General features: G+C 54.0%; 22 protein-coding genes. 12 read left to right on the top strand and 10 right to left on the bottom strand.

The genetic code is table 11. The features are described from left to right. Together rplM and IK012_RS05555 are read right to left on the bottom strand one after the other, a co-directional pair. Positions 1-354: 50S ribosomal protein L13 (gene rplM / locus IK012_RS05560; protein WP_290951647.1), on the bottom strand; the 354-nt coding region annotated here is incomplete at its 3' end. A gap of 193 nt (positions 355-547) precedes the next feature. Further along, positions 548-1,195, bottom strand: a complete 648-nt coding sequence (locus IK012_RS05555) for a hypothetical protein (RefSeq protein ID WP_290951644.1) — start codon at positions 1,193-1,195, stop codon at positions 548-550. A gap of 40 nt (positions 1,196-1,235) precedes the next feature. Here IK012_RS05555 and IK012_RS05550 point away from each other — a divergent pair, with 40 nt between their 5' ends. Continuing rightward, complete coding sequence (locus IK012_RS05550; RefSeq protein ID WP_290951642.1) at positions 1,236-2,024, top strand: hypothetical protein; 789 nt, start codon at positions 1,236-1,238, stop codon at positions 2,022-2,024. Positions 2,025-2,143: 119 nt separating this feature from the next. On the opposite strand, the gene IK012_RS05545 is transcribed toward IK012_RS05550, so the two are convergent. Then, positions 2,144-3,211 (bottom strand): hemolysin family protein, encoded by a 1,068-nt coding sequence (locus tag IK012_RS05545; RefSeq protein ID WP_173379085.1) that lies wholly within the window; start codon positions 3,209-3,211, stop codon positions 2,144-2,146. Between the two features lies 1 nt (position 3,212). Next, the gene (gene sppA / locus IK012_RS05540) at positions 3,213-5,501 is read right to left on the bottom strand and encodes a signal peptide peptidase SppA (RefSeq protein WP_290951641.1); all 2,289 of its coding nucleotides are present in this window, start codon (positions 5,499-5,501) and stop codon (positions 3,213-3,215) included. A gap of 64 nt (positions 5,502-5,565) precedes the next feature. Between sppA and IK012_RS05535 the strand changes: the two genes are divergently transcribed. The 8 genes from IK012_RS05535 to IK012_RS05500 are packed head-to-tail and all read left to right on the top strand — an operon-like array spanning position 5,566 to position 14,569. Then, positions 5,566-7,662, top strand: coding sequence for a polysaccharide biosynthesis tyrosine autokinase (locus tag IK012_RS05535; RefSeq protein WP_290951640.1), 2,097 nt, complete (start codon positions 5,566-5,568; stop codon positions 7,660-7,662). Then, positions 7,663-9,108 carry a lipopolysaccharide biosynthesis protein gene (locus IK012_RS05530; RefSeq protein WP_290951639.1) on the top strand — a complete coding sequence of 482 codons (1,446 nt, stop codon included), beginning with the start codon at positions 7,663-7,665 and terminating at the stop codon, positions 9,106-9,108. After that, positions 9,098-10,210 carry a DegT/DnrJ/EryC1/StrS aminotransferase family protein gene (locus IK012_RS05525; RefSeq protein ID WP_173379089.1) on the top strand — a complete coding sequence of 371 codons (1,113 nt, stop codon included), beginning with the start codon at positions 9,098-9,100 and terminating at the stop codon, positions 10,208-10,210. The genes IK012_RS05530 and IK012_RS05525 overlap by 11 nt, the downstream gene beginning before the upstream one ends. Positions 10,211-10,226: 16 nt before the next feature. Beyond that, complete coding sequence (locus tag IK012_RS05520) at positions 10,227-11,528, top strand: ATP-grasp domain-containing protein (protein ID WP_290951638.1); 1,302 nt, start codon at positions 10,227-10,229, stop codon at positions 11,526-11,528. Beyond that, the gene (locus IK012_RS05515) at positions 11,528-12,280 is read left to right on the top strand and encodes a LicD family protein (RefSeq protein ID WP_290951637.1); all 753 of its coding nucleotides are present in this window, start codon (positions 11,528-11,530) and stop codon (positions 12,278-12,280) included. The genes IK012_RS05520 and IK012_RS05515 overlap by 1 nt, the downstream gene beginning before the upstream one ends. Before the next feature lie 4 nt (positions 12,281-12,284). Beyond that, positions 12,285-12,677, top strand: coding sequence for a glycerol-3-phosphate cytidylyltransferase (tagD, locus tag IK012_RS05510; RefSeq protein ID WP_290951636.1), 393 nt, complete (start codon positions 12,285-12,287; stop codon positions 12,675-12,677). A 2-nt stretch (positions 12,678-12,679) separates the two neighbouring features. Further along, a complete protein-coding gene (locus IK012_RS05505; RefSeq protein WP_290951635.1) occupies positions 12,680-13,654 on the top strand; it encodes a LicD family protein in 975 nt (324 codons plus the stop codon). A 3-nt stretch (positions 13,655-13,657) separates the two neighbouring features. Then, positions 13,658-14,569, top strand: coding sequence for a phosphorylcholine transferase LicD (locus IK012_RS05500; protein ID WP_290951631.1), 912 nt, complete (start codon positions 13,658-13,660; stop codon positions 14,567-14,569). 57 nt (positions 14,570-14,626) lie between these two features. Here the strand turns inward: IK012_RS05500 and IK012_RS05495 are convergent, their stop codons facing one another. Genes IK012_RS05495 through aepX form a run of 6 tightly spaced genes read right to left on the bottom strand, consistent with a single transcriptional unit; the run spans position 14,627 to position 20,734 of the window. Further along, a complete protein-coding gene (locus IK012_RS05495) occupies positions 14,627-15,808 on the bottom strand; it encodes a hypothetical protein (protein ID WP_173384270.1) in 1,182 nt (393 codons plus the stop codon). Positions 15,809-15,811: 3 nt separating this feature from the next. Further along, positions 15,812-16,555: a DUF6564 domain-containing protein gene (locus IK012_RS05490; RefSeq protein WP_290951627.1), complete on the bottom strand. Its 744-nt coding sequence runs from the start codon at positions 16,553-16,555 to the stop codon at positions 15,812-15,814. Next, positions 16,552-17,550 carry an NAD(P)-dependent oxidoreductase gene (locus tag IK012_RS05485; protein ID WP_173343259.1) on the bottom strand — a complete coding sequence of 333 codons (999 nt, stop codon included), beginning with the start codon at positions 17,548-17,550 and terminating at the stop codon, positions 16,552-16,554. Before IK012_RS05485 ends, IK012_RS05490 begins: the two co-directional genes overlap by 4 nt. 13 nt (positions 17,551-17,563) lie before the next feature. Beyond that, positions 17,564-18,292, bottom strand: a complete 729-nt coding sequence (locus IK012_RS05480; RefSeq protein WP_290951624.1) for a metallophosphoesterase family protein — start codon at positions 18,290-18,292, stop codon at positions 17,564-17,566. Between the two features lies 1 nt (position 18,293). Beyond that, positions 18,294-19,421 carry a phosphonopyruvate decarboxylase gene (gene aepY / locus IK012_RS05475; protein WP_290951622.1) on the bottom strand — a complete coding sequence of 376 codons (1,128 nt, stop codon included), beginning with the start codon at positions 19,419-19,421 and terminating at the stop codon, positions 18,294-18,296. Positions 19,422-19,423: 2 nt separating this feature from the next. After that, entirely contained in the window at positions 19,424-20,734 is a 1,311-nt protein-coding gene (gene aepX, locus IK012_RS05470) for a phosphoenolpyruvate mutase (protein ID WP_290951619.1), read from the bottom strand. A gap of 117 nt (positions 20,735-20,851) precedes the next feature. On the opposite strand from aepX, the gene IK012_RS05465 reads away from it, so the two are divergent. Genes IK012_RS05465 through IK012_RS05455 form a run of 3 tightly spaced genes read left to right on the top strand, consistent with a single transcriptional unit; the run spans position 20,852 to position 24,076 of the window. Continuing rightward, positions 20,852-21,793, top strand: a complete 942-nt coding sequence (locus IK012_RS05465) for a glycosyltransferase (protein WP_290951617.1) — start codon at positions 20,852-20,854, stop codon at positions 21,791-21,793. A 20-nt stretch (positions 21,794-21,813) separates the two neighbouring features. Next, the gene (locus IK012_RS05460) at positions 21,814-22,860 is read left to right on the top strand and encodes a glycosyltransferase family 4 protein (protein WP_290951614.1); all 1,047 of its coding nucleotides are present in this window, start codon (positions 21,814-21,816) and stop codon (positions 22,858-22,860) included. Between the two features lie 13 nt (positions 22,861-22,873). Then, the gene (locus IK012_RS05455) at positions 22,874-24,076 is read left to right on the top strand and encodes an alginate lyase family protein (protein ID WP_290951612.1); all 1,203 of its coding nucleotides are present in this window, start codon (positions 22,874-22,876) and stop codon (positions 24,074-24,076) included. Position 24,077: the final 1 nt, after the last annotated feature.

Here is a 24,077-nt window from a genome sequence, read left to right as displayed (position 1 = left end):
CATCTTGTGGCCAAGAGCGCTGTGAGGGAGCATACCCCAGATAGCAGCGGTCAGCGGGGCGGTCGGGTCCTTCGCCATGAGGTCGGCGAAATTGATCCAGCGTTCGCCGGCGATGTGACCGGTGTGGTGGAAGTATTCCTTGTTCAGGTTCTTGTTGCCGGTAACGGCAACCTTGCCGGCGTTGATGACAACAACGAAGTCACCAGTGTCGACGTTCGGGGAATAGATGGCCTTGTGCTTGCCCATGAGGAGGCGAGCAACTTCGCTTGCAACGCGTCCCATCGGCTTGTCGGCGGCATCCACAAGCTTCCACTTGCGGGTGACGGACTTCGGGTTTACCGTAATGGTCTTCATGTAAATCCTCTAGGTGAATTAGATTCCAGGGCATCGGCGCCCTAGGAAAAGCGAAACAAATATAGATGGTTTTCGCGAAGGCGACAAGGTAGAAAAATCACTTTTTTGCAAAAAAGTCCGAAAAATATTGAATTTTCATTCTATCAATTATATCAATTGGTAGAATTATATAAGTAGTTTTGTTCGTTACACGTCAGTCAATAGATTTTTTTATTGAAAAGTTCGCGAGCCAAAAAAAAACTACCTCATATCTTGTAAATACAATATTTTCGGCAACCGTCATTTCCCCAGCAACCCCATTTACCCATGCATTCATTCTATACGAACGACCACCTAAATTATAAAGTTTCAACAAATAGCGCTTGCCTGGCACGAAATCAAATGCGTTCTCTGAATACCACCCCATTAACGGAATTGTTTCACCTTCAAACACCATAAATCCCGTCAGCGGAGCTCCATCTTCTGCAGCAAGCCCCACTTTAACCTTCATGGGAACCCAATCGTTAGGGAAGCCAACAATTTCCACCCACAAATCACCTTCCGCCACAACACGAATAGACTCGTCAACCCTCAACAACAAAGGCTTTGCCGGTTCACATCCATTATCACCAGGACATTGCGGAGTCCATTTGTTAACAGGATTCGCAGCCATCGTTCCCACAAAGCGAAGATTATCAATCCAAACAGAATCAGCCGAATTCAAAACAATTTGGAAACGAATATCCGAATGAGGCTCGGAAAGCAATTCCAAAGCCTGTGCAGGCACATCAAATTCATAGGATTTCCAATTTCCAAAATACGGCTGGATAGTCTGTTGCGAACCTATTTGGATACCCTTCACTTTTTCTTTTTGAATCTAAAGAAGTTTCTGTCTCCAAAGAATGCCAATCACCATCCGTTTCAAAACGACCAATAGCAAATTCAGCGTAGCTCTTTTCAAGCTTCTTTTTTTTATGTATTTTTCTTTTATGCGGATTTTTTTCTTCACAATTTTCGTGTTTTCCATTTCAATTTTGGCACAAACATCGCCAAACCCAAACGAACGGTGCGATGCCATTCCAATGTGCCTACAAATTTCAACGGCATTGGGTATGCAAGTCTTTTCTATAAATACAAAATATGAAAGTACAGAAGAAAAGTATCCAGACCCAGCAACGAGACCTTCCTTAGAGCACACCATCAACATTTCGGGAATCATCGACAGCGTGTGGGATAATGACGCCTGCGTTTTTGAGCAACAGCAGAAAGAAAACTGTTCATTCAAGGTGCTCTATAAAGGAAAAAATTCCGCTGATATCTCCAACAACCAGCCCATTATGTTTACGAAACGCATTTCGTTGAAGCATTTTAAAACAATGCCCGACGGAAGCCCCAATATGAGCACAGTGATTGATTCTAATTATATCTATGTTCCCCAAAACATCGATATAAGTATATCTGATTCTGTTTATATAGAAGGATACTCCGCTATCGTCAACAATTATTGCAACAACACCTGCTCCTATACCCCCATAGCTATAGTCGTCGCTAATTACACGGTTTTTCCAACAATAACTTCTATAAAGAAAAAAACACAATCCTCAATTCCGTCAAGGCAAAAACGCAACCGCGACGCTATCGGCAAAAAACAAAAAAACAAGCGCAACACCGCCCTAAAAATAATCTACTAAATCGGTGCCCCCCCGTCCCCGTTCCGAGGATTATATCCACTAAGCAGCAAAGCTACAAGTGGCTATTAAGAACAAGTCCGGGGCTGGCTCAACAGGGCCGGGATGACATTGCGGGAGGGTTATGCGCGGGGTTTTGGGGGACGGTTCTTGCGCATGAAGGCAAGAGCCTTGCTGCGGCGGCGGGCTGTTTCTTGCAGGTTCACGGACTCGTCGTACTCGTCCACGATTTCGCGGCCGAGGATTTCTTCGAGCACGTCCTCGAGGCTCACAATGCCCGCGATGGCCCCGAACTCGTCGACCACGCCCACCATGTGTCCGCGCTGCTTGAGGAAGCGGAGCAGAAGCTTGTCGAGCATGACGCTGTCGGGAATGAGCTGCAGGGGGCGCATGAGCTGCCGGAGTTTCACGTCGCGGTGGCCTTCGGCGAGCTGGTTGTAGGCGTCGCGCCGGAGGACGATTCCAATCCAGCGGTCCTTATTGTCGCCATAAAGCGGGATGCGGGAGAAAGGCCAGTTGCCGCGCTCGTCGAGCGTCTCGCCGATGGTCTTGTCGGCGGGGAGGCTGAACACCACCTGGAACGGGGTCATCACCTTGCGCGCGGCGACGGACTTGAGCGCGAGAATGTTCTTGATGACGGATGCCTGCTGGCGGTCGATGACGTCTTCGCGGAGCCCGAGGCTCACGAGGCTGTTGATGTCCTCGATGCTCACTTCCTTCTTGTCTTCGTCTTCGTGCGTCCAGTGCTTGGTGAGCGTGAGGCAAAGCCAGATAAGGCCTGTCCAGCTGAGGATCTTGGTGATGTAGAAGAAGGGAACGGCGACCAGCGGGGCAAACGTTTTCGCCTGCTTCACGCCGAGCGTCTTCGGAGTAATTTCACCGAAGAGGAGGATCAGAATCGTGAGGATAATCGGGAGCGCCATCGCGCCCGTCGAGGAGAGGCGTTTCACCGCAAGCGCGGTCGCAAGCGACGCACCCACCGTATTCGCGACCGTGTTCACGATGAGCACCGAGGCGATATAGCGGTCGATATTTTCCTTAACGTGCGTGAGGTACTTCGCCGTAAACTTCTTGTTCTTCTGCAAGAACTCCACCGTCGCGGGCGGCACGCTGTAGAACGACGCCTCCGTCACGGAGCAGAACGCCGAGAAGAAAAGGCAGCACAGAACAGTAAGGACGATGGCTAGCATGTCAGGGCTCCACGTTCCAGAGGGACGGTTCTATGGCCCAGAAGCGCACCTGCCCGATATCGCCGAAGTATTCCGCCAGCGCGCGGACAGAGGGTTGCGAGAGCAGCCTGGAATCGCCCGTATTCAGGGAAAAGAGTTCGATGTCGCGGCCTTCGCCAATCTTCGCGAGCAGGCGTGCCTCCTTGATGGCGAGGTCGATGCCGCCCAAGCCCTGCACGAGCCCGTAGCCGAGCGCCTTCTGCCCCACGAACACGCGACCGCCGCCGTATGCGGAATCCACGGTTTCCTTCGCGATTCCGGTCTGGCCCGCAACAATTCCGACGAAGCGGTCGTAGAATTCGTCCATGTACTGCTGGAGTGCGGCCTTTTCGGAATCGTCCCACGAGCGGGCGAACGTTTCGGCATCGGCATGCGCATGGCTCTTGACCGGTTCGGGGCGAATGCCCAGGTTGCTCAGCAGGCCGGAAGCATCCACCTTTCCGCCGTAGATGCCGATGCTACCCACGATGGAATGCGGCTCGGCGACAATCTTGTCGGCAGCGCAGGCGATGTAGTAAGCACCCGACGCACCCACGCTCCCGATACTTGCGACCACGGGAATGCCGCGCTCGCGCACGGCCTTCAGGGCGCCCCAAATCTTGTCCGACGCGATGGCGCTGCCGCCCGGCGAAGAAATGCGCAAGACAATCGCCTCGACATTGCGCGGGAGCCTCCGGAGCGATTCGGACACGTCACGTTCCATCCCGGCATCAATCGTGCCGCTGATATTGAGGAGCGCTATGCGTGAACGCTTGCGCCAGCTCTCGGAAAAGACCTTCTTGTCGGTCGGATACCAGTCGACATACCGCGCCTGCGGGGCATCCACGTCGAAGAACGTCTTGAGCGCATAGGCCGGGACCTGGTCGATGTAGAGGAGCGTATCCACGAGTTTCGACTTCACGGCAGCCGAAGCGGTCACCACGGGTTCCTTCGCGAGAGAATCCAGCTGACGCACCCTCTCGTAGGCGTTGCCGCCGCCACGCAATGCGATCCGCGACGATAGCGCCTGCCACAAATCCTTGTACAGGGTTTCCCTGTTTTCGCGGGCCTCGGCCGACATGGAATCGGCGACATAGGGTTCCACCGCAGACTTGTATGTGCCATGCCTCAGGAATTCCACCTTCACGCCGATCTTTTCGAAGAATCCCTTGTAGTAGAGCGAAGTTCCGCCCAGGCCGCGCCATGCAAAATGAGCCGAAGGTTCAGCCACGATGCGGTCCACCGACGATGCGGCAAGAAGCACCGCCGGGCGAATATCGTCCATGTAAGCGACCACCTTCGAGCCGCGGGCCTTTATCAGGTTTACCAGGCGGTCGATTTCGCTGGAAACGCCCACGTCGCCTCGGTAGCCCGAGAAGTCAAGAATGACAAGCCCGGCCGCGGGGTCGCGCAGCAGGTGTTCGAACAAATTGCGCACTTCGGCGATGCCAATCTTTTTAGGCCCGATAAACGGCAGGCCTTCGGCCACCTCGGCGACTTCCGTATTCAGGGGCACGCGCACTATACGCGCGAACCGGGACGCATCGGGATTGCGGGCGGAATGGTACCCCCACACCCCGCGCTTCGGGAGGTAATCGTCGAAGAAAGTAAGTGCGAAATCGTTGTACCCGCCGATGGTCGTGGATACCGTAAGCCTCCATTCGTCATCGCCGAAGAGGGGCATCTGCAAACCGAAACGGAACCCGTAGAGGCCCAGTTCCAGGAGGAGCCTGTGGTTCTCGAAATCTTCCCAATCGTAGCTGACCGAGAAGCGCTTCCCGATGCGCAGCGTCGCGCCAAAACTATGGATGCGCTCCTGTGACTGGGGGCCCAAATAGAGCAAGTTTTCGCACATGTAACCGAGCGAGAAGAACGTGGTCGGGCGCACGATAAAGCCCTGGTCGAGCACCCATTCCGTACCCTGGAAATCGGCGCTGCGGAAGGCCATGGCGCGCGTACCGGAAAACAGCAGGCGCCCAAACATCGGGAACGAATATGTGAGATTCCAGCGGGACTCGTCGATATGGTCACCGTCGGTGCGGTAGTCGAACCCGACACCTATGCGGTCGAGGTTCACACCGGCGCGGAAAGCGGAGATGCCGTCATCGTACTGGTAGCCAAGCAGCGCCCCCTGCGAATCGAATGCGGAAAGGCCCGCGGGGTTGCCGAAAATGCCATGTCCGTAATCGAGGGACACAAAGCCCGATTCGCCCGGAATATAGGCGAAAGACGCACAAACAGCCACAAAGAGAATAGCAAACAACTTTTTCATTACAAATATTTTAGCAATTTTTTCTAATTTATGGTGGAGTGTTTAGAACATTGAGGATTATCTAATGGCTTCGTCATCGAAAAAAGAAGAAACCGATCTTTTGGACCTTCTGAAAGACATCGCCAAGAACTGGCAGATAGTGCTTCCATGCCTGATTCTTGCCGGTATCATCGGCGTGTTCATCGCCATGTGGATTAGACCTGTCTACAAGGTTGATGCGCTGCTGCAAATCGAATCGAAAAACGGCAAGAACGTCGGGATGATGGCCGGCCTCGGAAACCTCTTTTCGACGACAAGCCCTGCCGAAACGGAAATCGAGCTCATCATGAGCCGCCAGATTATCGGTGAAGCCGTCGAAAAGATGCACCTGCAGTACGTGGCGACACCTATAAGCAAAATAAACAGAATTCTGCACCGGGAAGGCCGCATGGAATTGAGCGCCTTCGAAGTTCCCTGGGGCAAGCTCCCTCCCGATGAAGATACCGGCCCCTGGCATGCCGTCGTTATCGACAGCACCAATTACTACCTGCTGGACCACAACAAGAAAAAAGTCCTGACGTGTACCGTAAGCCAGACTTGCAAGGCGCCCTACGCCGGCGACACTGTCACGATAAACGTATTCTACATGAACGCCGAGCCCAAGCAGAAGTTCAAGCTCCAGAAAATGGAAAGGCTCGACGCCATTGCCTCGTTCAAGAGCAAGTTCAAGGTGAAGGAACGCGGGAAAAAGACCGGCATCCTGGAATTCAGTTACCAGGACATCTACCCGGACCGCGCGACGAACATCCTGAACGAAATCGCGACGACCTACCTGCGTCAGAACGTGGAACAGCGCAACGCCGAAGCGCAGAAGACGCTCGAGTTCTTGGAAAAGCAGCTGCCCGATGTAAAAGCCCAGATGGACAGTTCGCTCCTGAAGTACAACACCTACAGGAACCGCGTCGGCTCCATCGACATCAATGCGGAAACGCGCCTCGTACTTGAAAAGCGCACCAAACTGCAGCAGAGCCTGCTTGAACTGCAGCAGAAGAAGCAGAGCGCCATCCGCCTGTTCCAGCCGGAACATCCGACCATCAAGACCCTCGAGGAACAGGAAAACGCCCTGAAGCGCGAACTCGCAAGCAACTCTAACGAGACAAAGAAACTCCCCTCGACGCAGCAGGAAGTCCTGAAGCTCACGAACGAAGTGGACATGAGCAAGCTCATGTACACCACGATGCTCAACAACATCCAGCAGTTGAAGCTCGTGTCCGCGGGTGAAGTCGGATCGGTCCGCATCATCGACTTTGCGGAACAGGTCTCGACACCGTCCAAGCCCAAAAAACCCCTCATCATATGCGCGGCCCTCTTTATCGGGCTCCTGGTCGGAATCGCGCTCGTCTCCATCAAGAGCAAGCTGAGCAGCGGTGTCCGCGACGCGAACTTCATCGAACGCGAAACGGGATTCAGCGTCTACGCGAAGGTTCCGAAGGGCAACCCGAAGGGAACCAAGGGAACGCGCCCGCTCGCCGTGGTCGAACCCGACGACGTGGCCGTGGAATCGCTCCGCGCCCTCCGCAGTTCCCTCGAATTCAGCATGGAAGAAGGCCAGCGCAGGATTATCGGCGTAAGCGGACTTATCCCCGGCGTGGGCAAGAGCTTCATCTCGGTAAACCTCGCCGCCCTGTGCGCAGGCCTCGGCAAGAAGGTACTCCTTATCGACGCCGACCTCCGCAAGGGCCGTCTGCACAAGGAATTCGGCATCAAGCGCGGAAAGGGTCTTTCGCAGGTCCTGCTGCACAGCGCTACCCTTGACGAAGTCATCTGCAATACCGAAGTCGAAAACCTCGATATCATCCCCTGCGGAAGCGTTCCGAGCAACCCTTCCGAACTGCTCGGTTCCAAGCACTACACGAACACCATCGACGAACTGGAAAAGAATTACGATCTCATCATCGTCGACACCCCGCCCATCATGCTCGTGACCGACGCCGCACTCGCCTGCCGCGTCGCATCGCAGATTGTCATGGTCATCGAATACAACAAGCACAGTATCGAAGCCATCAAGGACGGCATGAAGCAACTGCTCAAGGGCAACAGCGGTGTTCACGCCAGCTTCGTCATCAACAAGTACGAACATGGCCATAGCGACGGATACGGCTACAAGTACGGGAAATATTAATTGCCCACCAAACGAACCATAATCGCGTCGCTTTTCTGGAAATACTGCGAGCGGCTGGGAACCCAGCTGACGCAGTTTGTCGTATCCATCGTCCTGGCGCGAATCCTCGCCCCGGATGATTTTGGCGTGGTCGCCCTCGCCATGATATTTGTTTCCATAGCGAACATATTCGTCCAGAGCGGGCTCAACACCGCCCTCATCCAAAAGAAAGAAACGACCTTCCTGGACTTTTCTTCTGTATTCTGGGCGAGTCTCGGCGTTTCGTTTGTCGCCTACGCCGTGTTCTACGCGGCAGCTCCGTACATCGCCGACTTTTACGGGAAAGAAGCGCTTTCGCCGGTAATCCGCGTGCTCGCACTCTCCCTCCCCATCGGAGTTCCGTACTCCATCCAGTATGCCTACGTCGTCAAGAACATGATGTTCCGGAGCCTGTTCTACCGGAGCCTCGGCGCGATGATTCCTTCGGGCATCGCGGGTATCGTGGCCGCAGTGCAAGGGGCCGGCGTGTGGGCGATTGTCATCCAGCAGCTTTCCATCAGCGTCCTGAACATCTTCATCATGTGGTTCCTTGTCCCGTGGCGCCCCAGCCTGGAATTTTCTTTACAGCGGCTCAAGGCCTTGTTCAGCTTCGGCTGGAAGCTCCTCTGTTCTTCGCTCCTGGACACGCTCTATTCCAACCTGCGCGGACTTATCATAGGCAAGGTATTCTCTCCGGCTGACCTCGCCTACTACAACCGCGGTGACCACTTCCCGAACCTGGTCGTGAACAACATCGACAATTCCATCCAGTCGGTAATGCTGCCGTCCCTTTCGGCATATCAGGACGACCGTCCCATGATGAAAAAACTCATGCGGAGGTCCATCGTCACGAGTTCCTTCCTGATTATCCCGATGATGGCCGGGCTCGCCATGTTGGCAAAGCCCCTGATCATATTCCTGCTGGGCGAGAAGTGGCTACCCTGCGTTCCGTTCGTGCAAATCTACTGCTTCATTTACGCATTCAGGCCCATCCACACGTCGAACCTTTCCGCGATCAACGCGATGGGCCGAAGCGATATTTTCCTCAAGCTGGAAATCATCAAGAAAATCTTCGGGCTCGTTTTCCTGTTCGGCGGTCTCGCCATTTTCAGGTCGCCTCTCGGCATCGCCTACGGCGCCGTCCTTTCCACGATTTCGTGCATTTTCATCAATGCCCATCCCAACAAGAAAATGCTGGGATACGGCTATTTTGAGCAGTTGAAGGACATCATGCCTTCCTTCGCCCTTTCGGCCTTCATGGGGGCATGCCTCTACCTGTTCAGCCTCATCGACCTTCACATTTATCTATCCGCGGCAATACAGATTGTGTTGGGAATCGTGCTGTACTTCGGTATGGCGAAATTACTACATTTCGAATGTCTGGACTACCTGATAGAGACAATAAAAGGATTTCGTCATGGAAGATAAACTGATTACCGTCACCTCGCCGCTTCTCCCTTCCCTTGACGATTTCATCCCGATGCTCAAGGACATCTGGGACCGCAAATGGCTCACGAACAACGGGCACTACCACAAGGAACTCGAAAAGGCCTTGGCGGAGTATCTCGGCGTCAAGTACATCAGCCTGTTCACGAACGGCACGCTGCCGCTCATCACGGCGCTGCAGGCCATGCGAATCACCGGCGAAGTGATTACCACCCCGTACAGTTTTGTCGCCACAACGCATTCCATCTGGTGGAACGGCCTCAAGCCCGTCTTTGTCGATGTCGACGAAAAGACCGGCAATATCGATCCTGAAAAAATCGAAGCGGCCATCACCCCGCACACCACGGCCATCATGCCGGTGCACGTGTACGGCACGCCCTGCAACACCAAGCGCATCCAGGAAATCGCTGACGTGTACGGCCTCAAGGTCATTTACGACGCGGCCCACGCATTCGGCGTCAAGGTGAATGGTGAATCCATCCTCAACGCGGGCGACATGAGCACGCTCAGCTTCCACGCGACCAAGGTGTACAACACCGTGGAAGGCGGCGCCCTCGTCTGCCACGACGAAGCCACCAAGAAGCGTATCGACTACCTGAAGAATTTCGGCTTTGCCGGCGAAACGACAGTCGTCGCTCCCGGCATCAACAGCAAGATGGACGAAATCCGCGCCGCCTACGGGTTATTGAACCTGAAGCAGGTGGACGACGCCATCGCAAGGCGCAAGGCGACCGCCGAACGCTACAGGGCGGCCCTCAAGAACGTCGCCGGCATCCGCATGCTCGAAGACGTCGAGGGAGTGCACCACAACTACGCCTACTTCCCGATTTTCATCAGCGAGGAATACGGCCTGAGCCGCGACGCCCTCTACGAGAAGCTTAAAGAGCACAACGTATACGGACGCCGTTACTTCTACCCGCTCATCAGCACGTTCAGCGCCTACAAGGGGCTCGAATCGGCCAGGCCCGAAAACCTGCCCGTCGCCCACAAGCTCGCCGACCAGGTACTTTGCCTGCCCATGTTCGCAGGACTCGACAACGAAAGCATCGACAGGATTATCGACATCGTAATCCACAAGAAGTAATACGGACTTGCACCCCATGGCGAAAAAAAAGAACATCCTCGTTTTTCCGTGCGGTTCCGAAATCGCCCTGGAAGTCTATAGGTCCGTCAAGAATTCAACGCATTTCAACCTGATTGGAGCCAGTTCCGTAGACGACCACGGAAAATTCGTGTTCGAGAACTACGTGGGCGGCCTCCCCTTCATCACGGCGCCGGAATTCATTCCCGCCATCAAGAAGGTAGTCGCGGACAACGCGATTGATGCGATTTACCCGGCCATGGATGCCGTCATCGAAATCCTGAAGAAGAACGAAAACGAAATCGGCTGCAAGGTAATCGCATCCGACGTGGAAACCACCCAGATTTGCCTTTCCAAGACGAAGACGTACAAGGCCCTGGGCGGCACCGTCAAGATTCCCAGGATTCTTTCCGCATACAAGCTCCTACAGGTCGGCGACAGCGCCTTCCCCATATTCGCAAAACCCGACATTGGCTACGGCAGCCGCGGCGCAAAGAAAATCACGAGCGTCGAAGACCTCAAGGCGCACATGGATCAGTATCCGTCGTGCATCCTTTCGGAGTTCTTGCCGGGCAAGGAATACACGGTGGACTGCTTTACCGCAAGCGATGGCGAACTGCTTTTCGCCGCGGCACGCGAACGCAGCCGCATCATGAACGGCATCAGCGTCAACACGAAACCCGTCAAGGAAAACGCCGAGGAATTCGAGGACTTCGCCAAGAAAATCAACGGCGCCATCAAGTTCAGGGGCGCATGGTTCTACCAAGTCAAGCGCAACGCTGATGGCGAGCTCACGCTCCTCGAAGTCGCGAGCCGTTTCGGCGGTTCTTCGTCCCTTTTCCGCGCGCAGGGCATCAACTTCGCGCTGATGTCGCTGTTCGACGCCTTCGGAATTCCCGTATCCATTCTCCGCAACGACTACGACGTGGAAATGGACCGTGCGCTCGACAACAAATACAAGCTCAGCCTGAAATACGGCGAAGTCTTTGTCGATTTCGACGACTGCGTCTACCTGGAAAAGCAGTTCGTGAACGACGCCCTGATGGCCTTCCTGTACCGCTGCATCAACAACGGCATCAAGGTCACGCTCCTTTCCCGTCACGACGACGAGAAGCTCGGCAAGCTCGACGACCTGCTTGGCAAACTGCGCATCCGCCAGGTATTCGACCGTATTATTCATCTGGACCCGAGCCAGAAAAAGATTGACTTTATCGACAACACCGATTCGATATTCATCGACGATTCCTTCGCCGAACGCAAGGCCGTCGCCGATAAGTTCCATATCCCGGTTTTCAGCCTGGACATGGTGGAGGCCCTATAATGGAAATGCCCTTTGACATCCAGCGCGTGCAGGACCGTCTCTTGACAATGGCGAAGACCATCGCCACCATCCTCGAAAAGAACGACATCCCCTACGAAATCGCATTCGGAACGCTTCTCGGGGCCGTACGCCACGGCGGGTTCATCCCCTGGGACGACGACTTCGACTTCTTCCTGTTCGACGACACCTACGAGAAGGCCATGGATATCCTTTCGAAGGAACTCCCTGCCGACATGTTCCTCGAAAACGAAAAGACCGAGCCGAACTTTTTCCATGCATGGTCCCGCGTAAAGGACACGGGCACCGAATGCACGTACGAACATTACCCGCAAGACGAAATCTATTCGCATCACGGGCTCTGCGTCGACCTGTTCCGAATCAAGAAAATCAACGCACGCGATTTTGCCCAGTTCCGCTACGAACATGCAGTCGCCTATATCGACCGCCGCAAAAAACTCGGGCTCATCGCCCCGGAAGAATACGAGAAGCGCAAGGCTTCTTTCGATGCGCGCAAGGGAACTGAAGTCATCAACGAAGACCGCGAACTGCTCGCCTACCCGTTCGATATCGGCATGCAGTATCCCGAAGACGTGTTCCCGCTCAAGCGCTACAAAATCGGCGACTACGATTTCTGGGGCCCAATCAACCCTGACCGCATCCTCACCATGCGCTACGGCAAATACATGGAATTGCCTCCGGTAGAAGCGAGAATTCCCCATTTCGGCAGTGTCACGTTTATCGAAAAGGAATAATGCAATGAAACGCGTTATTACGTACGGAACTTTCGACCTCCTCCATTATGGTCACATCAACCTGCTCCGCCGCGCAAAGGCCCTGGGCGACTACCTGATCGTAGCCCTTTCGACCGACGAATTCAACTGGAACGCCAAGCAGAAGAAATGCTATTTCAGTTTCGAGAAGCGCAAGCAGTTGCTGGAAGCCATCCGTTACGTAGACCTGGTCATCCCCGAAGAAAACTGGGAGCAGAAAAAGACCGACGTGAAGGAATACCACATCGACACGTTCGTAATGGGCGATGACTGGAAAGGCAAATTCGATTTTCTAAAAGAACAATGCGAAGTCGTTTATCTGGAACGTACTCCGGAAATCAGCACGACGCAAATCAAGAAAGACTTGGAGAATAAATAACCATGGGTGTAAAGCAAATTATCATCAAGTGCATGGGTCCTCTTTACCCGATACTTTTCAAGACTAAAATCAGGAACAGGAAACTGGAAAAAGAAGTCAAGAACTTGACGTTCCAAGTCAACTACCTGAAGCACCACTGCGACATCGGGCAACTGAAACCCGCGACAGGAGTTCTCCGCGAATTCCAGCTCGCCGAAGTCGATTTTGCGGACTACATTCTCGGCCTGCTCAAGCCCTACGGCATCCAGATGTACCTCGAAGGCGGCGCGCTGCTCGGCGCCAAGCGCCACAAGGGATTCATTCCCTGGGACGACGATATCGATATCGCCATGGCCCGCTCCGACTACAACAAGCTGCTTGAAGTGCTGAAGACCGATTCCAACTTCGTCTGGATCGATTCTTCCAAGAAGACGGGTTACTATTCCGAATACTACGACAAGCTCATTCGCGAGAACCCGAACAAGAATATCGTCATCAAGACTCCTCACTGCATGCACGTGTTCAACGGCACCTGCCTGAGGGACGTAAGGAACATCGAATTCTTCCCGAACGACTTCTTGAAGGAAGAAGTGACCGAGGAACAGTACCTCGCGTTCAGGGACAAGGTCATCACCTTCATGCGCGTGCCGCATACTTGGAAGGAAATCTTCGACTTCTACGAAACCAACTGGAAGGAAAGCGGCATCTACTCGCTGGAGCCGACTTCCCGAATCGTTCCGGGTCTTGGCAACTGGGACCTGACCATGTACGGATTCCACGGTTTCAGGCATCACGACGACGTGTACCCGCTTACGACCATCATGTTCGAAGGCAAGGAATTCGCCTGCCCGAACAAGGCCGAAGAAATCCTGAACCGCGAATACGGGAAAAGCTGGCGCGACTACCCCAAGGACATCGGCATTCCGCACACCCTGCTGGACAAGAATACCTACTTCAAGATGACCGGCGAACCTCTGATCGACTACAGCGAATTCTAGACCATGACCGAGCCCGAAAGAATTGTCGCGGAAGGCATCGTTCCGCCGAATTTTCTGGACGAAGAAATCCAATGCGAATTCCTCGTCGATTCCCACAGGAAAAAAATCTGGGCGGTCGAACTGGAACTGATGCTGGAAATCGACAGGGTCTGCAAGAAACACAACCTGCGCTACTTCCTCATGTGCGGAACGCTGCTCGGCGCTATCCGCCATAAGGGATTTATCCCGTGGGATGACGATGCCGACCTCGCCATGCCGCGCGAAGACTACGAGAAGTTCATCCGCCTCGGCGACGAATTCAAGCACCCCATCTTTTTGCAGACTCCTTACACGGACAACGATTACGCCGCCTCGTTTGCACGAGTCCGCAATGCGAACACGAGCGCCATCAGCCCCATCATCAAATACCAGAAGATGAACCAGGGGCTCTTCGTCGACATCTTCCCGCTGGACAATCTCGTGGAAGAAGGCGCCCAGGAACGCTACGAACAGATAAACCGGCTCAATATCGAGAACGGGACGTTCATGCGCCTGACCAATCCGGAACTGAACGAAAAGAACCGTCAGCGCGTCGCCGCGTACAACCGCGACCACATGAAGGATTTCGAAGAAATCCAGCGCATCGCCACGATGTACAACGACCGCAAGACCGAAAAAATCGCCATCATGCTCTTTACCGCCGAACCCCTGGAAATAAACACCTGGAACGCGGTGGATTTCGAGAGCTCGGTCGAGGCCGAATTTGCCGGACACATGTTCCCCATTCCGTCCGGGTACAAGAATATCCTTACGCAGGCCTACGGCGACTACATGGCGTTCCCGCCTGTAGAAGACCGCGGCAAGCATCACGGGCACTACATCCTGGAACCGGATATCCCGTACAAGGAATTCCTGGAAAACGGCTGCAAGGCTTAATACAAAAAGGGTTCGCTACTACCGCAGCGAACCCAAATTTTTTAGCACCGCCAGATTTTACTTCTTGGGGGCGAACGGCTCGATGATGTTCTTGATGATAAAGTCGGCCGTCTTCTCGATATCTTCGAACGCGACGCGCTTCGGCAAGTCGACGTTGAAGGCCTTCTTCACCTTCGCCACGAGTTCGTCGGTATAGACGAGCGTGCCGTTTTCCACGTTCTCAATGCCATCGCAGTAGATGGACTTGCGGTTTGCCGCACGCATGTCATCCATGGCAAAGAGCGAAGTATCGAACGAGACTTCCGCCTTCGCGCCGTCAATGAGCACCGGGTAGCCGCCGATTTCGCCATCGACGCCAGGCGCATGCACCTTGGTCACCGTCTTTTCGCGGAGCGCGGTGAGGATGGAATCGATGATGTTGAAGTTGCTCGAAGCGTTCATCATGTTGCGCTTCTGGTCCACAGGCATCGGGATGGAGCATGCGGAAAGCACTTCGGCCTGGTCGAACGGCAAATCCTTGCCATCCTTCTTGAAATTCAAAAGCAGGGTCTGGCCTTCGGCATGGCCTTCCTTCGAAATCACCACATCGTGGAAGTGGCTCACCGCAAGCGTCACGTCGATATCGTTGAGGTTATCGATGCCGTACTTTTCGGCCATGAAGAACTTCATGCGCGGAATGAGGTGGTTCAGGTTGCCGCTACCGAAATCGAAGTACGTCTTGCCCGCAGACTTGAGCCAAGGAATCACGGCATCGGAATACGAGGTATTGATGGTGACGGCGTTCGAGCCGGCCTTCTCGTAAGCGGCCATGATGTTCTTCGCGTAACGGATGGAGAGCGGAGACCAGATGCCATAAGCGCGCAGGTTGCTCCACGAGATGCTCCCGTACTTGAGGCCCGAATACACGCGGCTGCTGTTCACGATAAAGTCGGGGTTCGCCTTCTTGATGGTCGCGGCGATGCTGTCGACATCGTTCAGGTCGCAATCGCCGAGGATTTCAATCTGGCTGCGCAGTTCGCGGCGGATCGTCGCTGCCGTGCGGACGATGTTCACGTCCATCTGCATCTTGGCGGCATTGCGGCCCGCGACCACAATTTTCAGCTGCGGATCGCGGAGGCTCACCAGAAAGTCGAGCAGGAACGTACCGACGCTACCGAGGCCGATAATCATGATGGTAATCGTCTCGTTCTTTTCGACCTTGGACTTGAGCAAGGCAATTTTCTTGTTCAGAATTTCCATATTCTACTCCATAAGTTCGCGGACAATGTTGTAGTCCGCAACGGTGTTGCAGTTGTACCAGGCATCGAACGTGACCACGTCGTATTCTTCGCGGGAGAGCTTGTTGAAATACGCCTGAATAATCTCGAGGTTCGTGCCCTGGAGTTGCTTTTCGGTCAGCGAAGCGACTGCCTCGTGCAATTTTTCTGCGGACTGGAACTTCCACATCTGCGCGGAATTGAACACCGCGAGGAACGGCTCCGGAATCGTGAGCGAAGAATGGTTCGTGTCGTACAGGTAATGCGGGCGGCCATCCGTCGATACATAGAGCGCGACCGCCTTGTTCGAATAGATGGGCTCGCGGTTTATCGTGAGCACGCTCTTTTCGCTATCGTAAACCGGCTTGAAATTTTCCTTCAAGAAGAACAGGTCGCCTTCCACGAAAGTGACATCGCCCTGTTCCTTCACGGCTTCGATGCCCTTGTACAGGCTGTAACCCGAACCGTAGTCCTTGAAATGTTCGTTGTAGACGAGTTCAATCCTGTCGCCGTAAGCCTGGAGATTTTCCTTCACGTAGGCTTCGAGCGCGGAATAGAGGTAACCGCCCACGATGATGTACTTGTCGTATTCGCCGCAGTTTTTGATGAGCTGGTTCAGCAGCGCAAACTTCGGAGAATCCTTATAGTAAAGGCACTTCAGGGTTTCCTTTTCGGTATCCCTGTTGAAGCGGGTCGCCGTACCGGCAACGGTAATAATCAGGTACTTCATCTTTCGATACTCTTCACGCACATTTCGAGGCCTTCGTCAAGCGTGACGACCGGTTTCCAGTTCGTGCGGGCACGAATCTTGTCGGTGTTCAGCAGGCGACGTTCCGGATCGGACTTGCGGAAACCTTCGAACTTGATTTTCACATCGTCGATGCCCATCTTCTTCGCGATCAGCTTCACCAGATCCACGATGGAGATTTCTTCTTCGGTCGCGACGTTATAGACGGTACCGTCGAGAGCCTCGGGCGATTCCATGAGTTCCATCACGGCGCGGCAGCTATCGATGTTGTGGAGGAACGTGCGCTTGTTGACCTTCGAGTTTTCGAGAAGCGTGACTTCGGGCTTTTCGAGAAGGTTGTTGATGATGTGCGGGATAATGTGGTCGGCAAAGCGTTCATGCTTGCTGTACACGTTCGCGAAGCGGATGGAGCAGCCCTTGATTCGGCCCTTGTCCACGGCATCCTTCATGAAGAATTCCGTGAGGAGCTTGCCGACGGCGTAGCTCGTGCGCTGGCTGTGTTCCGCGGTAGCAAGCACCAGGAAGTCGTCTTCGCGGACACCACCGTTGGCGTTCCAAGACTGCATGGAGTACACTTCGGAAGTGGAGCAGTTCATGTAGGTATCCGCACCGAGGGCGATTGCCATTTCGAGGAACATCTTCATCGAGACGACGTTCGTCTGGAAGGTGTGCTCAATTTCGTAGAAGTGCTTCGTATGGACCGCAGCAGCGCAGTTGATGAAAATCAGGCGGCCGGAATACGAACCCTTGAGGCTCTTCACCTTGTCGGTGATGGAAGCCATGTGTTCCGCATTGTTGATGTCGTATTCGTAAAAGATAAAATCGTCACGACCGACCAGGTCCTTCACCGTATCGATGGAGCTGGCGAAGAAGTTGTCGAAGCCGACAACGATGTTGTCGTCCTTCAGCAGCTGGCGTGAAAGTTCACTGCCGGTCATGCCGGTAGCACCACTTATGACATACAGATTTTTCTTCATGATAAGCCTCTGTTTAAATTCCTAAAGTCAGACGATCCTTGTAGAAGACATCTACCTCGTCCGTATAAAGTTTCTGTTCCGCCTCGATGTCGTACGGAACGCAAATATGCTCGTATTCCGTCGTCTCGGTATCGAGAATCCCGAACTGGGCGCAGGGATTGATATTCCGCGGCTGCCCTACGGAGCCGGGATTGATAAACACGGTCTTCTTCTTGTTCCTCGTGCTCGGGGAATCCGCCTTGAAAAGCACCTCGAAGTAATGGCATACATGGGAATGAGCCGTCAGTACGAAATCGTACGGGGCGTATTCTTCGCGCATGAGTTCCGCCGGCGTAAACTTGCCCCAGTACGGGTCGCCCAGGATTCCGTGCACCAGCAGGAATTTTTTGCCGTCGATTTCCAGGGTGCAGGTGCCGTCGCGGTTCATCTTGTTATTGATGAAGTCGATGGATTCCTGCGACAGGCGCTTCTGCGTGTAATGGAGAATGGCGCGCCCGCGGTCCGTCGCGAAACGGGTCGTATCGTTGTCCATGACGGCCTTCTCGTGATTGCCCCAGATTTTCGCGACAAACTTGTCGTCCATGTCGCGAACCATGTCCACAATCTCGTTCGGGCGCATGCCGTAATTCACCAGGTCGCCCAGCAACACGAACTTGTCGACATGGCGGCGGGCGATTTCTTCGAGAACGGCCTTCAATGCCGTCACGTTCGCATGGATGTCCGACATCAGGGCGAGACGCATCTTATTTCCTCAGGAACTCCATCAAGGCGTTCTTGTTCTCGATTGGCGTCGTGGTCGGGCGTCCCAAATCCTTGCGGTTGCCCTTCTTCACCTTGACTTCCAAAAGCACCGGGCCCTGCATGCCCTTCACTTTTTCGAGGGCGGCGGCAAGGGACTCCTTGCTGTCGGCGGAGAGCGCGTCGCGGTAACCCACGGCCTTCGCAACAGCGGGCAAGTCAATCTTCAGGCCCACCGTAGGCTGGCCGCCCACGGAGTCGTGCGCACCGTTGTTGAACACCACGTGCACGTAATTTGCAGGGGACTTGCTTGCGACAATCGCCATGGAACCCATGTGCATGATAGTCGCACCGTCGCCGTCGAAACACCAGACCTTGCGATTGTCCTTTTCCATCGCGATGCCGAGCGCGATCTGCGAGGCGTGTCCCATGGAACCCACCGTGAGGAAGTCGCGTTCGTGGCCTTCACCCTTCTGGGCGCGGTATTCAAAAAGTTCGCGGCTGATCATGCCCGTAGTAGAGACGATGACATCCTTTTCGCCAAGCGCGGCGGCAACTGTCTGGATGGCCTCTTCACGGCTCATCGTCAAATCGTTCTTTTCGACGCTCTGGAGCTTGTAATCTTCGAAGGTGTCCTTCTCGATGACGAGCGCATAGACTTCGCCCGTTTCCTTCATCGTATTTACGGCCTTCGCAATCTGCTTTGCAGCCTTGTCCTCTTCCTTGCAGAGCACGTCAAAGTTCACGCCCATCGTGTTGAGGATGCCGGTAGTCACCTTGCCCTGCTTCACATGTTGCGGTTCGTCATGAACGCCCGGGCGTCCGCGCCAGCCAATGAGGAGCAACACCGGAATGTTGTAGACTTCCTTGTCCGTAAGCGAAGCGAGCGGGTTGATGATGTTGCCTTCGCCGGAATTCTGCATGTAGACAACGCCAATCTTTCCGGTAGCGAGGTGATAACCCGCGGCAAGACCCACGGCGGCACCTTCGTTCGCGGCAATCACGTTATGCTTCGCATCCTTGTTGTCGGCGATGTAGGCACAGATGTTCTTGAGCAAAGAATCGGGAACCCCGGCAAAGAAATCAATGCCGTAGGAGCCGAGCGTATCGATAAAAAACTTCGGGCTGATCATGACTATTTCTTCATCGTTCCGGGAATGAGGTTCAGAATCTGCTTGATAGGCATGCAGTAGTCGTTGGAGGCTTCCAGGCTACGGCTATGCGTAAGGATGGACTCCGCGCACTTCACCATGGCCGGATAGGCAGACCGCAGCATGTGGTTCGCATAGATGACGATATTGATGCCCCAGGTCGCCAGTTCTTCTTCGGTGAACTGGTTGTAAGTCGTAGGCACGGCCACGATCGGCGTGTGCGCATCCTTCTCGCGGAAGCGCCTGCAGAATTCCTTGATGTCCTCACCGCTCTTGTCCTTGGAATGGATCATGATGCCGTCGGTACCGGCAGCCACATAGGCGTGGCAGCGTTCCAGGGCGTCGTCCACGGACTTGCCCGCAATCAGGGATTCGCAACGGGAAATCACCATGAAGTCATTCGTAATCTGCGCATCCTTGCCCGCGCGGATCTTGGTGCAGAAGCCTTCGATGGTGTCCTGCGTCTGGATGGCATCCGTCCCGAACAGGGAGTTCTGCTTGAGGCCCACCTTGTCTTCGATGATGACCGCCGAAATGCCGAGGCGTTCCAGAGTGCGGACCGTGAAACCGAAATGTTCCACCTTTCCACCGGTGTCGCCGTCGAAGATGACCGGCTTGGTCGTCACTTCAAGAGTATCGTTCAGGTCGTGCAGGCGGGTCGTGAGGTCCACCGCCTCGATATCCGGCTTGCCCTTGCTGGTAGAATCGGTAAGGGACGAAGACCACATGCCGTCGAACTCGCGGACGCAGCCGTCAATTTCTACGCTGGTGTGTTCGGCGATAAGGCCCGTAAGGCCGTTGTGCGATTCCAGGATGCGGACAATCGGCTTCGCCGCAATCAGGCGACGCAGCGAAGAAAGTCTCGCCTGCGGGGTCGTGCCCAGAGACTCCATTTCCTTCTTGAGTCCGGTCGAGGTGATGCCCTGCGTGTAAGGAATTTCAATCACCTTGCCGCCCAGGGATTCCATGACCTTGAAAACTTCGTCACGGATATACTTGTCCGGGCCGTAAAGCCAGTCATCGCCGTGGATGATATAATCCGGCTTGTACTTCTTCAGGTTTTCGACATAGCTCCATTCATCTTGCGGAACGACCTTCGACACACCCTTGATATTCTCGATGACATTCTTGCGCTGTTCGTAATTCAGATACGGGAGGCGCTTATGCGTCGCAATCGCCTTGTCCGTAAAAAGGCCAATCATCACGTCACCGTACTTGGCGCCCTCATTAATGATATTGATGAGACCGGGGTGCATAATATCCCCAATCATTCCTAAATAGACAGTCTTTGCCATGCTTCACCTTTCTTGAAACAATCTACAGAATCAATTTAGAAAATAAAAGTTCTAAACATCTCCGCCAACAGGCGAAAAGTTGACCATTTGCACTCATATAGATATATTTGTCAGCATATGCAATTACGTACCCAAGAAGAAATCACGGCGAAATGGCCTGAGAATGCCGAGCCGATTGTCTGCGTCCGTTGTATCACTTTCAAGCAAGAAAAATTCATTGCGAAATGCCTCGAAGGATTCCTCATCCAAGAAACGGATTTCCCCTTCGAAGTCATGATTCACGAAGACGCGAGCCCGGACAGGACCGCCGATATCATTCGCGAGTACGAAGCGAAATACCCCAGGATTTTGAAGCCCCTTTACGAGACTGAAAACCAGTGGAAAAAGCAGGACGGGACATTCACGCGAATCGTCACGGGAATGCTCAAGCGGAAATACGTCGCCATGTGCGAAGGGGACGACTACTGGACTGACCCGCACAAGTTGCAGCGTCAAATCGACTTCCTGGAAAGCCACCCCGACTATTCCATGATTTTCCATGGCGCCACGGTCGTCGACGCCGACGGGAACCCGTCCCCGGATGACCCATACGCACCGCTCGAAGACCGCGACTACACCGCATCCGAACTTTACGAGAACTGGGTCGTTCCGACCGCGTCGATGATCTACAGGCGCGAAGTTCTCGACTACAAAATCAAGAATCCGGACAACATCCTGAATGGCGACATCTTCCTGGTCGAAAAATGCGCGCATTCCGGCAAGGTCCGTTGCATCAACAAGAAGATGTCCGCCTACCGAAAGCACGCCGGCGGAGTCACGTGGGACGAAAAGCTCAAGATAAAGAGGGCCCTCGCGCTGCCCAACCACATCCGTGAACTGAAGGTGAATTTCACCGACATCAACCGCAAGCGCATCAACAGCGATTTGTGCAGGAGCCTCATTCACGTCGCCCATATCGAAGGGAAGCGCAAGCATTTGCGCGACCTGATTGAAGCATTCTTCCTTTCTCCTTCGACCTTCATAAAGGCGCTCCGGAAAAAGAAAATCTTCTCGAAATAGCCATGGCGCAGGCGTCCCCGATGAAAAAGATTCTCCTGATTTCGAACCGCGTGATGCATTATCGCAGCCGCATTTACAACAAGTTCTTCGACATGTTCAAGGAACTCGGTTACGAATTCCATGTGGCGAGCAATGATTTCCAGAAGGTCGACTTCCCCATTCGCTACATACGGCACGACGCCCCCTTCAGCACCAAGAACTACACCAGGCTCATCAAAGAAATCAAGCCCGACGTGTGCCTGAACTTTTTGCACCTGAAGGACAAGCTCATCATTCCGCTCACGTTCTATTGCCGGTGGAAAAAGATTCCCATGATTTACTGGAATCACGGAATCAACATCAAGACGCCCGACGCGAAACTCAAGAATTCGATTTTCCATTTCATCCATACCATCAGCAGCGCAATTATCCTCTATTCGCCCGCGCAGCTGAAGTACTTGAGCAAGCGGAACCAGAAAAAGACCTTTATCGCGAAGAACACGCTCGACTTTTCCGATGTCGACAGGAAGGCGTTGCGTAGCCCCGAAGAAGTCAAGGCGGCTTACGGCATCAAGGAACAGCGCGTCGTCCTCTACATTTCGCGCATCCTCCCCTACAAGGGGCTCGATATTCTGCTGGAACAATTCAAGGACCGCCCCGAAATCGCGCTTGTCGTTGTCGGCGGCGGGATAAGCGAACAGCAGCTGGCCATAATCGATTCGAATCCACACTACTATTATCTCGGCGAAAAATACGGGAAGGAAGTCGATGAAATCTACCAGGTCGGCGACGTCTTCAGCACACCGGGCCACATCGGGCTCGCGCTGAACCAGGCCATGTTCTGGGGCATTCCCGTCGTAGTGCTGAACCGCATCCATGCTCCCGAAATCATCTACCTGAAGCAAGGCGAAAACGGGTTCATCGTCGATTCCGAAGCGGAACTCAAAACAAAGATTTGCGAGATTTGCGAAAACTGCGAACTGCACGACCGCCTATCCGCAGCGGCCCGCCACACCTACGAAACCGAAATGCAAATCGAAAACATGTTCCAGGGCTTTATCGACGCGATCCATTTTGTAGGCAAATAAAAGCAGGCCCAAAATGTTCATCCGACTGTTCCTTGTTCTGCTCCTGGCAACGCCCTGCTTCGCGCAGTTCCTCTGGAACGAATCGCACCTCCTGCAGGTCAAAGAATCCCTCAAGGCAAAAAACAGCCCTTATGCCGAAGCGTTTCGCGGGTTGGAAACCAAAGCGAAATCCTTGCTGCAAGAGAAAGACGTCTCCGTCATGGACAAGAAGCATGTGCCCGCAAGCGGGGACAGGCACGACTACGCAAGCCTTTCGCGATACTTCTGGCCGGATTCCAGCAAGCCCGACGGACTCCCCTACATTTCCCGCGACGGCGTGAGCAACCCTGAATTGAAGGAATACGACCGAGAAACCCTCGACAAGATGAGCCGCCGCGTACAGACGCTTTCACTCGCCTGGTTCCTGGGCGGCGATTCCGCTTTCGCCGAAGCCGCCCTGAAGCAGGTTCGCATCTGGTTCCTGGACTCCGCCACCAAAATGAACCCGAACATGAATTTCGCGCAGATGATTCCCGGGCGTAATTTCGGCAAGGGATATCCCTTCGGTGTTCTAGACGGTTACTCCTTCGTGCAGATGATGGACGCGCTCGCGCTTCTGGAATCGTATCCCGGTTTTTTGCCCGCAGAAAAAGCGACGCTCAAGAAATGGTTTGCCGAATACGTCCAGTGGCTTACCACCAGCGAGCAGGGAATCGAAGAAAGCAAGGCCGAGAACAACCACGGGACGACATATGATACGCAGTTGCTCGCCTACAGCCTTTACATAGGCGACCGAAAGACGGCACAGAACCTCATCGACCATTTCGCAAAACGGCACATCCTAAAGCAGGTCGAAAAAGACGGAAGTCAGCCCAAGGAACTCAAAAGGACACTCGCCTTCCATTATTCATGGTACAACCTTTCGCACATGCTGGACTTTTACACCATCGCGAAGAACAACGGGCTCGACACCCGCAAGGCGACAGAAATACAGGGACGCTCCTACTACAAGGCGCTCGATTTTCTCGCAAACTACATCGGCAAAGATGTCAGCAAGTGGCCCTACAAGCAGATTTCCGGATGGGAGCATGCGCAGCACGAACTAATCCGCGACCTGTACCGGACACACCTGCTGGATTCCAGCAAGGAAAATTACCGCAACATTTACCGCGAAAACAAGGCCAAGGCTGCCTACGACATGTTCAGACTGCTCTACGTCAGGGCAGAGGATTTATAGA

The organism is Fibrobacter sp. (assembly GCF_017551775.1).
In the GTDB taxonomy this organism is placed as follows: Bacteria; Fibrobacterota; Fibrobacteria; order Fibrobacterales; family Fibrobacteraceae; genus Fibrobacter.
Note: the sequence above shows the minus strand (reverse complement) of the source record. Positions and strands in the feature narration are given on the sequence as shown.

What these genes read in the sequence shown, in the direction of transcription:
- IK012_RS05550 (WP_290951642.1), top strand. Translation starts at nt 1,236, where the DNA reads ATGCCAATCACCATCCGTTTCAAAACGACCAATAGCAAATTCAGCGTA.
- IK012_RS05545 (WP_173379085.1), bottom strand. Translation starts at nt 3,211, where the DNA reads ATGCTAGCCATCGTCCTTACTGTTCTGTGCTGCCTTTTCTTCTCGGCG.
- sppA (WP_290951641.1), bottom strand. Translation starts at nt 5,501, where the DNA reads ATGAAAAAGTTGTTTGCTATTCTCTTTGTGGCTGTTTGTGCGTCTTTC.
- IK012_RS05535 (WP_290951640.1), top strand. Translation starts at nt 5,566, where the DNA reads ATGGCTTCGTCATCGAAAAAAGAAGAAACCGATCTTTTGGACCTTCTG.
- IK012_RS05525 (WP_173379089.1), top strand. Translation starts at nt 9,098, where the DNA reads ATGGAAGATAAACTGATTACCGTCACCTCGCCGCTTCTCCCTTCCCTT.
- IK012_RS05520 (WP_290951638.1), top strand. Translation starts at nt 10,227, where the DNA reads ATGGCGAAAAAAAAGAACATCCTCGTTTTTCCGTGCGGTTCCGAAATC.
- IK012_RS05515 (WP_290951637.1), top strand. Translation starts at nt 11,528, where the DNA reads ATGGAAATGCCCTTTGACATCCAGCGCGTGCAGGACCGTCTCTTGACA.
- tagD (WP_290951636.1), top strand. Translation starts at nt 12,285, where the DNA reads ATGAAACGCGTTATTACGTACGGAACTTTCGACCTCCTCCATTATGGT.
- IK012_RS05505 (WP_290951635.1), top strand. Translation starts at nt 12,680, where the DNA reads ATGGGTGTAAAGCAAATTATCATCAAGTGCATGGGTCCTCTTTACCCG.
- IK012_RS05500 (WP_290951631.1), top strand. Translation starts at nt 13,658, where the DNA reads ATGACCGAGCCCGAAAGAATTGTCGCGGAAGGCATCGTTCCGCCGAAT.
- IK012_RS05495 (WP_173384270.1), bottom strand. Translation starts at nt 15,808, where the DNA reads ATGGAAATTCTGAACAAGAAAATTGCCTTGCTCAAGTCCAAGGTCGAA.
- IK012_RS05490 (WP_290951627.1), bottom strand. Translation starts at nt 16,555, where the DNA reads ATGAAGTACCTGATTATTACCGTTGCCGGTACGGCGACCCGCTTCAAC.
- IK012_RS05485 (WP_173343259.1), bottom strand. Translation starts at nt 17,550, where the DNA reads ATGAAGAAAAATCTGTATGTCATAAGTGGTGCTACCGGCATGACCGGC.
- IK012_RS05480 (WP_290951624.1), bottom strand. Translation starts at nt 18,292, where the DNA reads ATGCGTCTCGCCCTGATGTCGGACATCCATGCGAACGTGACGGCATTG.
- aepY (WP_290951622.1), bottom strand. Translation starts at nt 19,421, where the DNA reads ATGATCAGCCCGAAGTTTTTTATCGATACGCTCGGCTCCTACGGCATT.
- aepX (WP_290951619.1), bottom strand. Translation starts at nt 20,734, where the DNA reads ATGGCAAAGACTGTCTATTTAGGAATGATTGGGGATATTATGCACCCC.
- IK012_RS05465 (WP_290951617.1), top strand. Translation starts at nt 20,852, where the DNA reads ATGCAATTACGTACCCAAGAAGAAATCACGGCGAAATGGCCTGAGAAT.
- IK012_RS05460 (WP_290951614.1), top strand. Translation starts at nt 21,814, where the DNA reads ATGAAAAAGATTCTCCTGATTTCGAACCGCGTGATGCATTATCGCAGC.
- IK012_RS05455 (WP_290951612.1), top strand. Translation starts at nt 22,874, where the DNA reads ATGTTCATCCGACTGTTCCTTGTTCTGCTCCTGGCAACGCCCTGCTTC.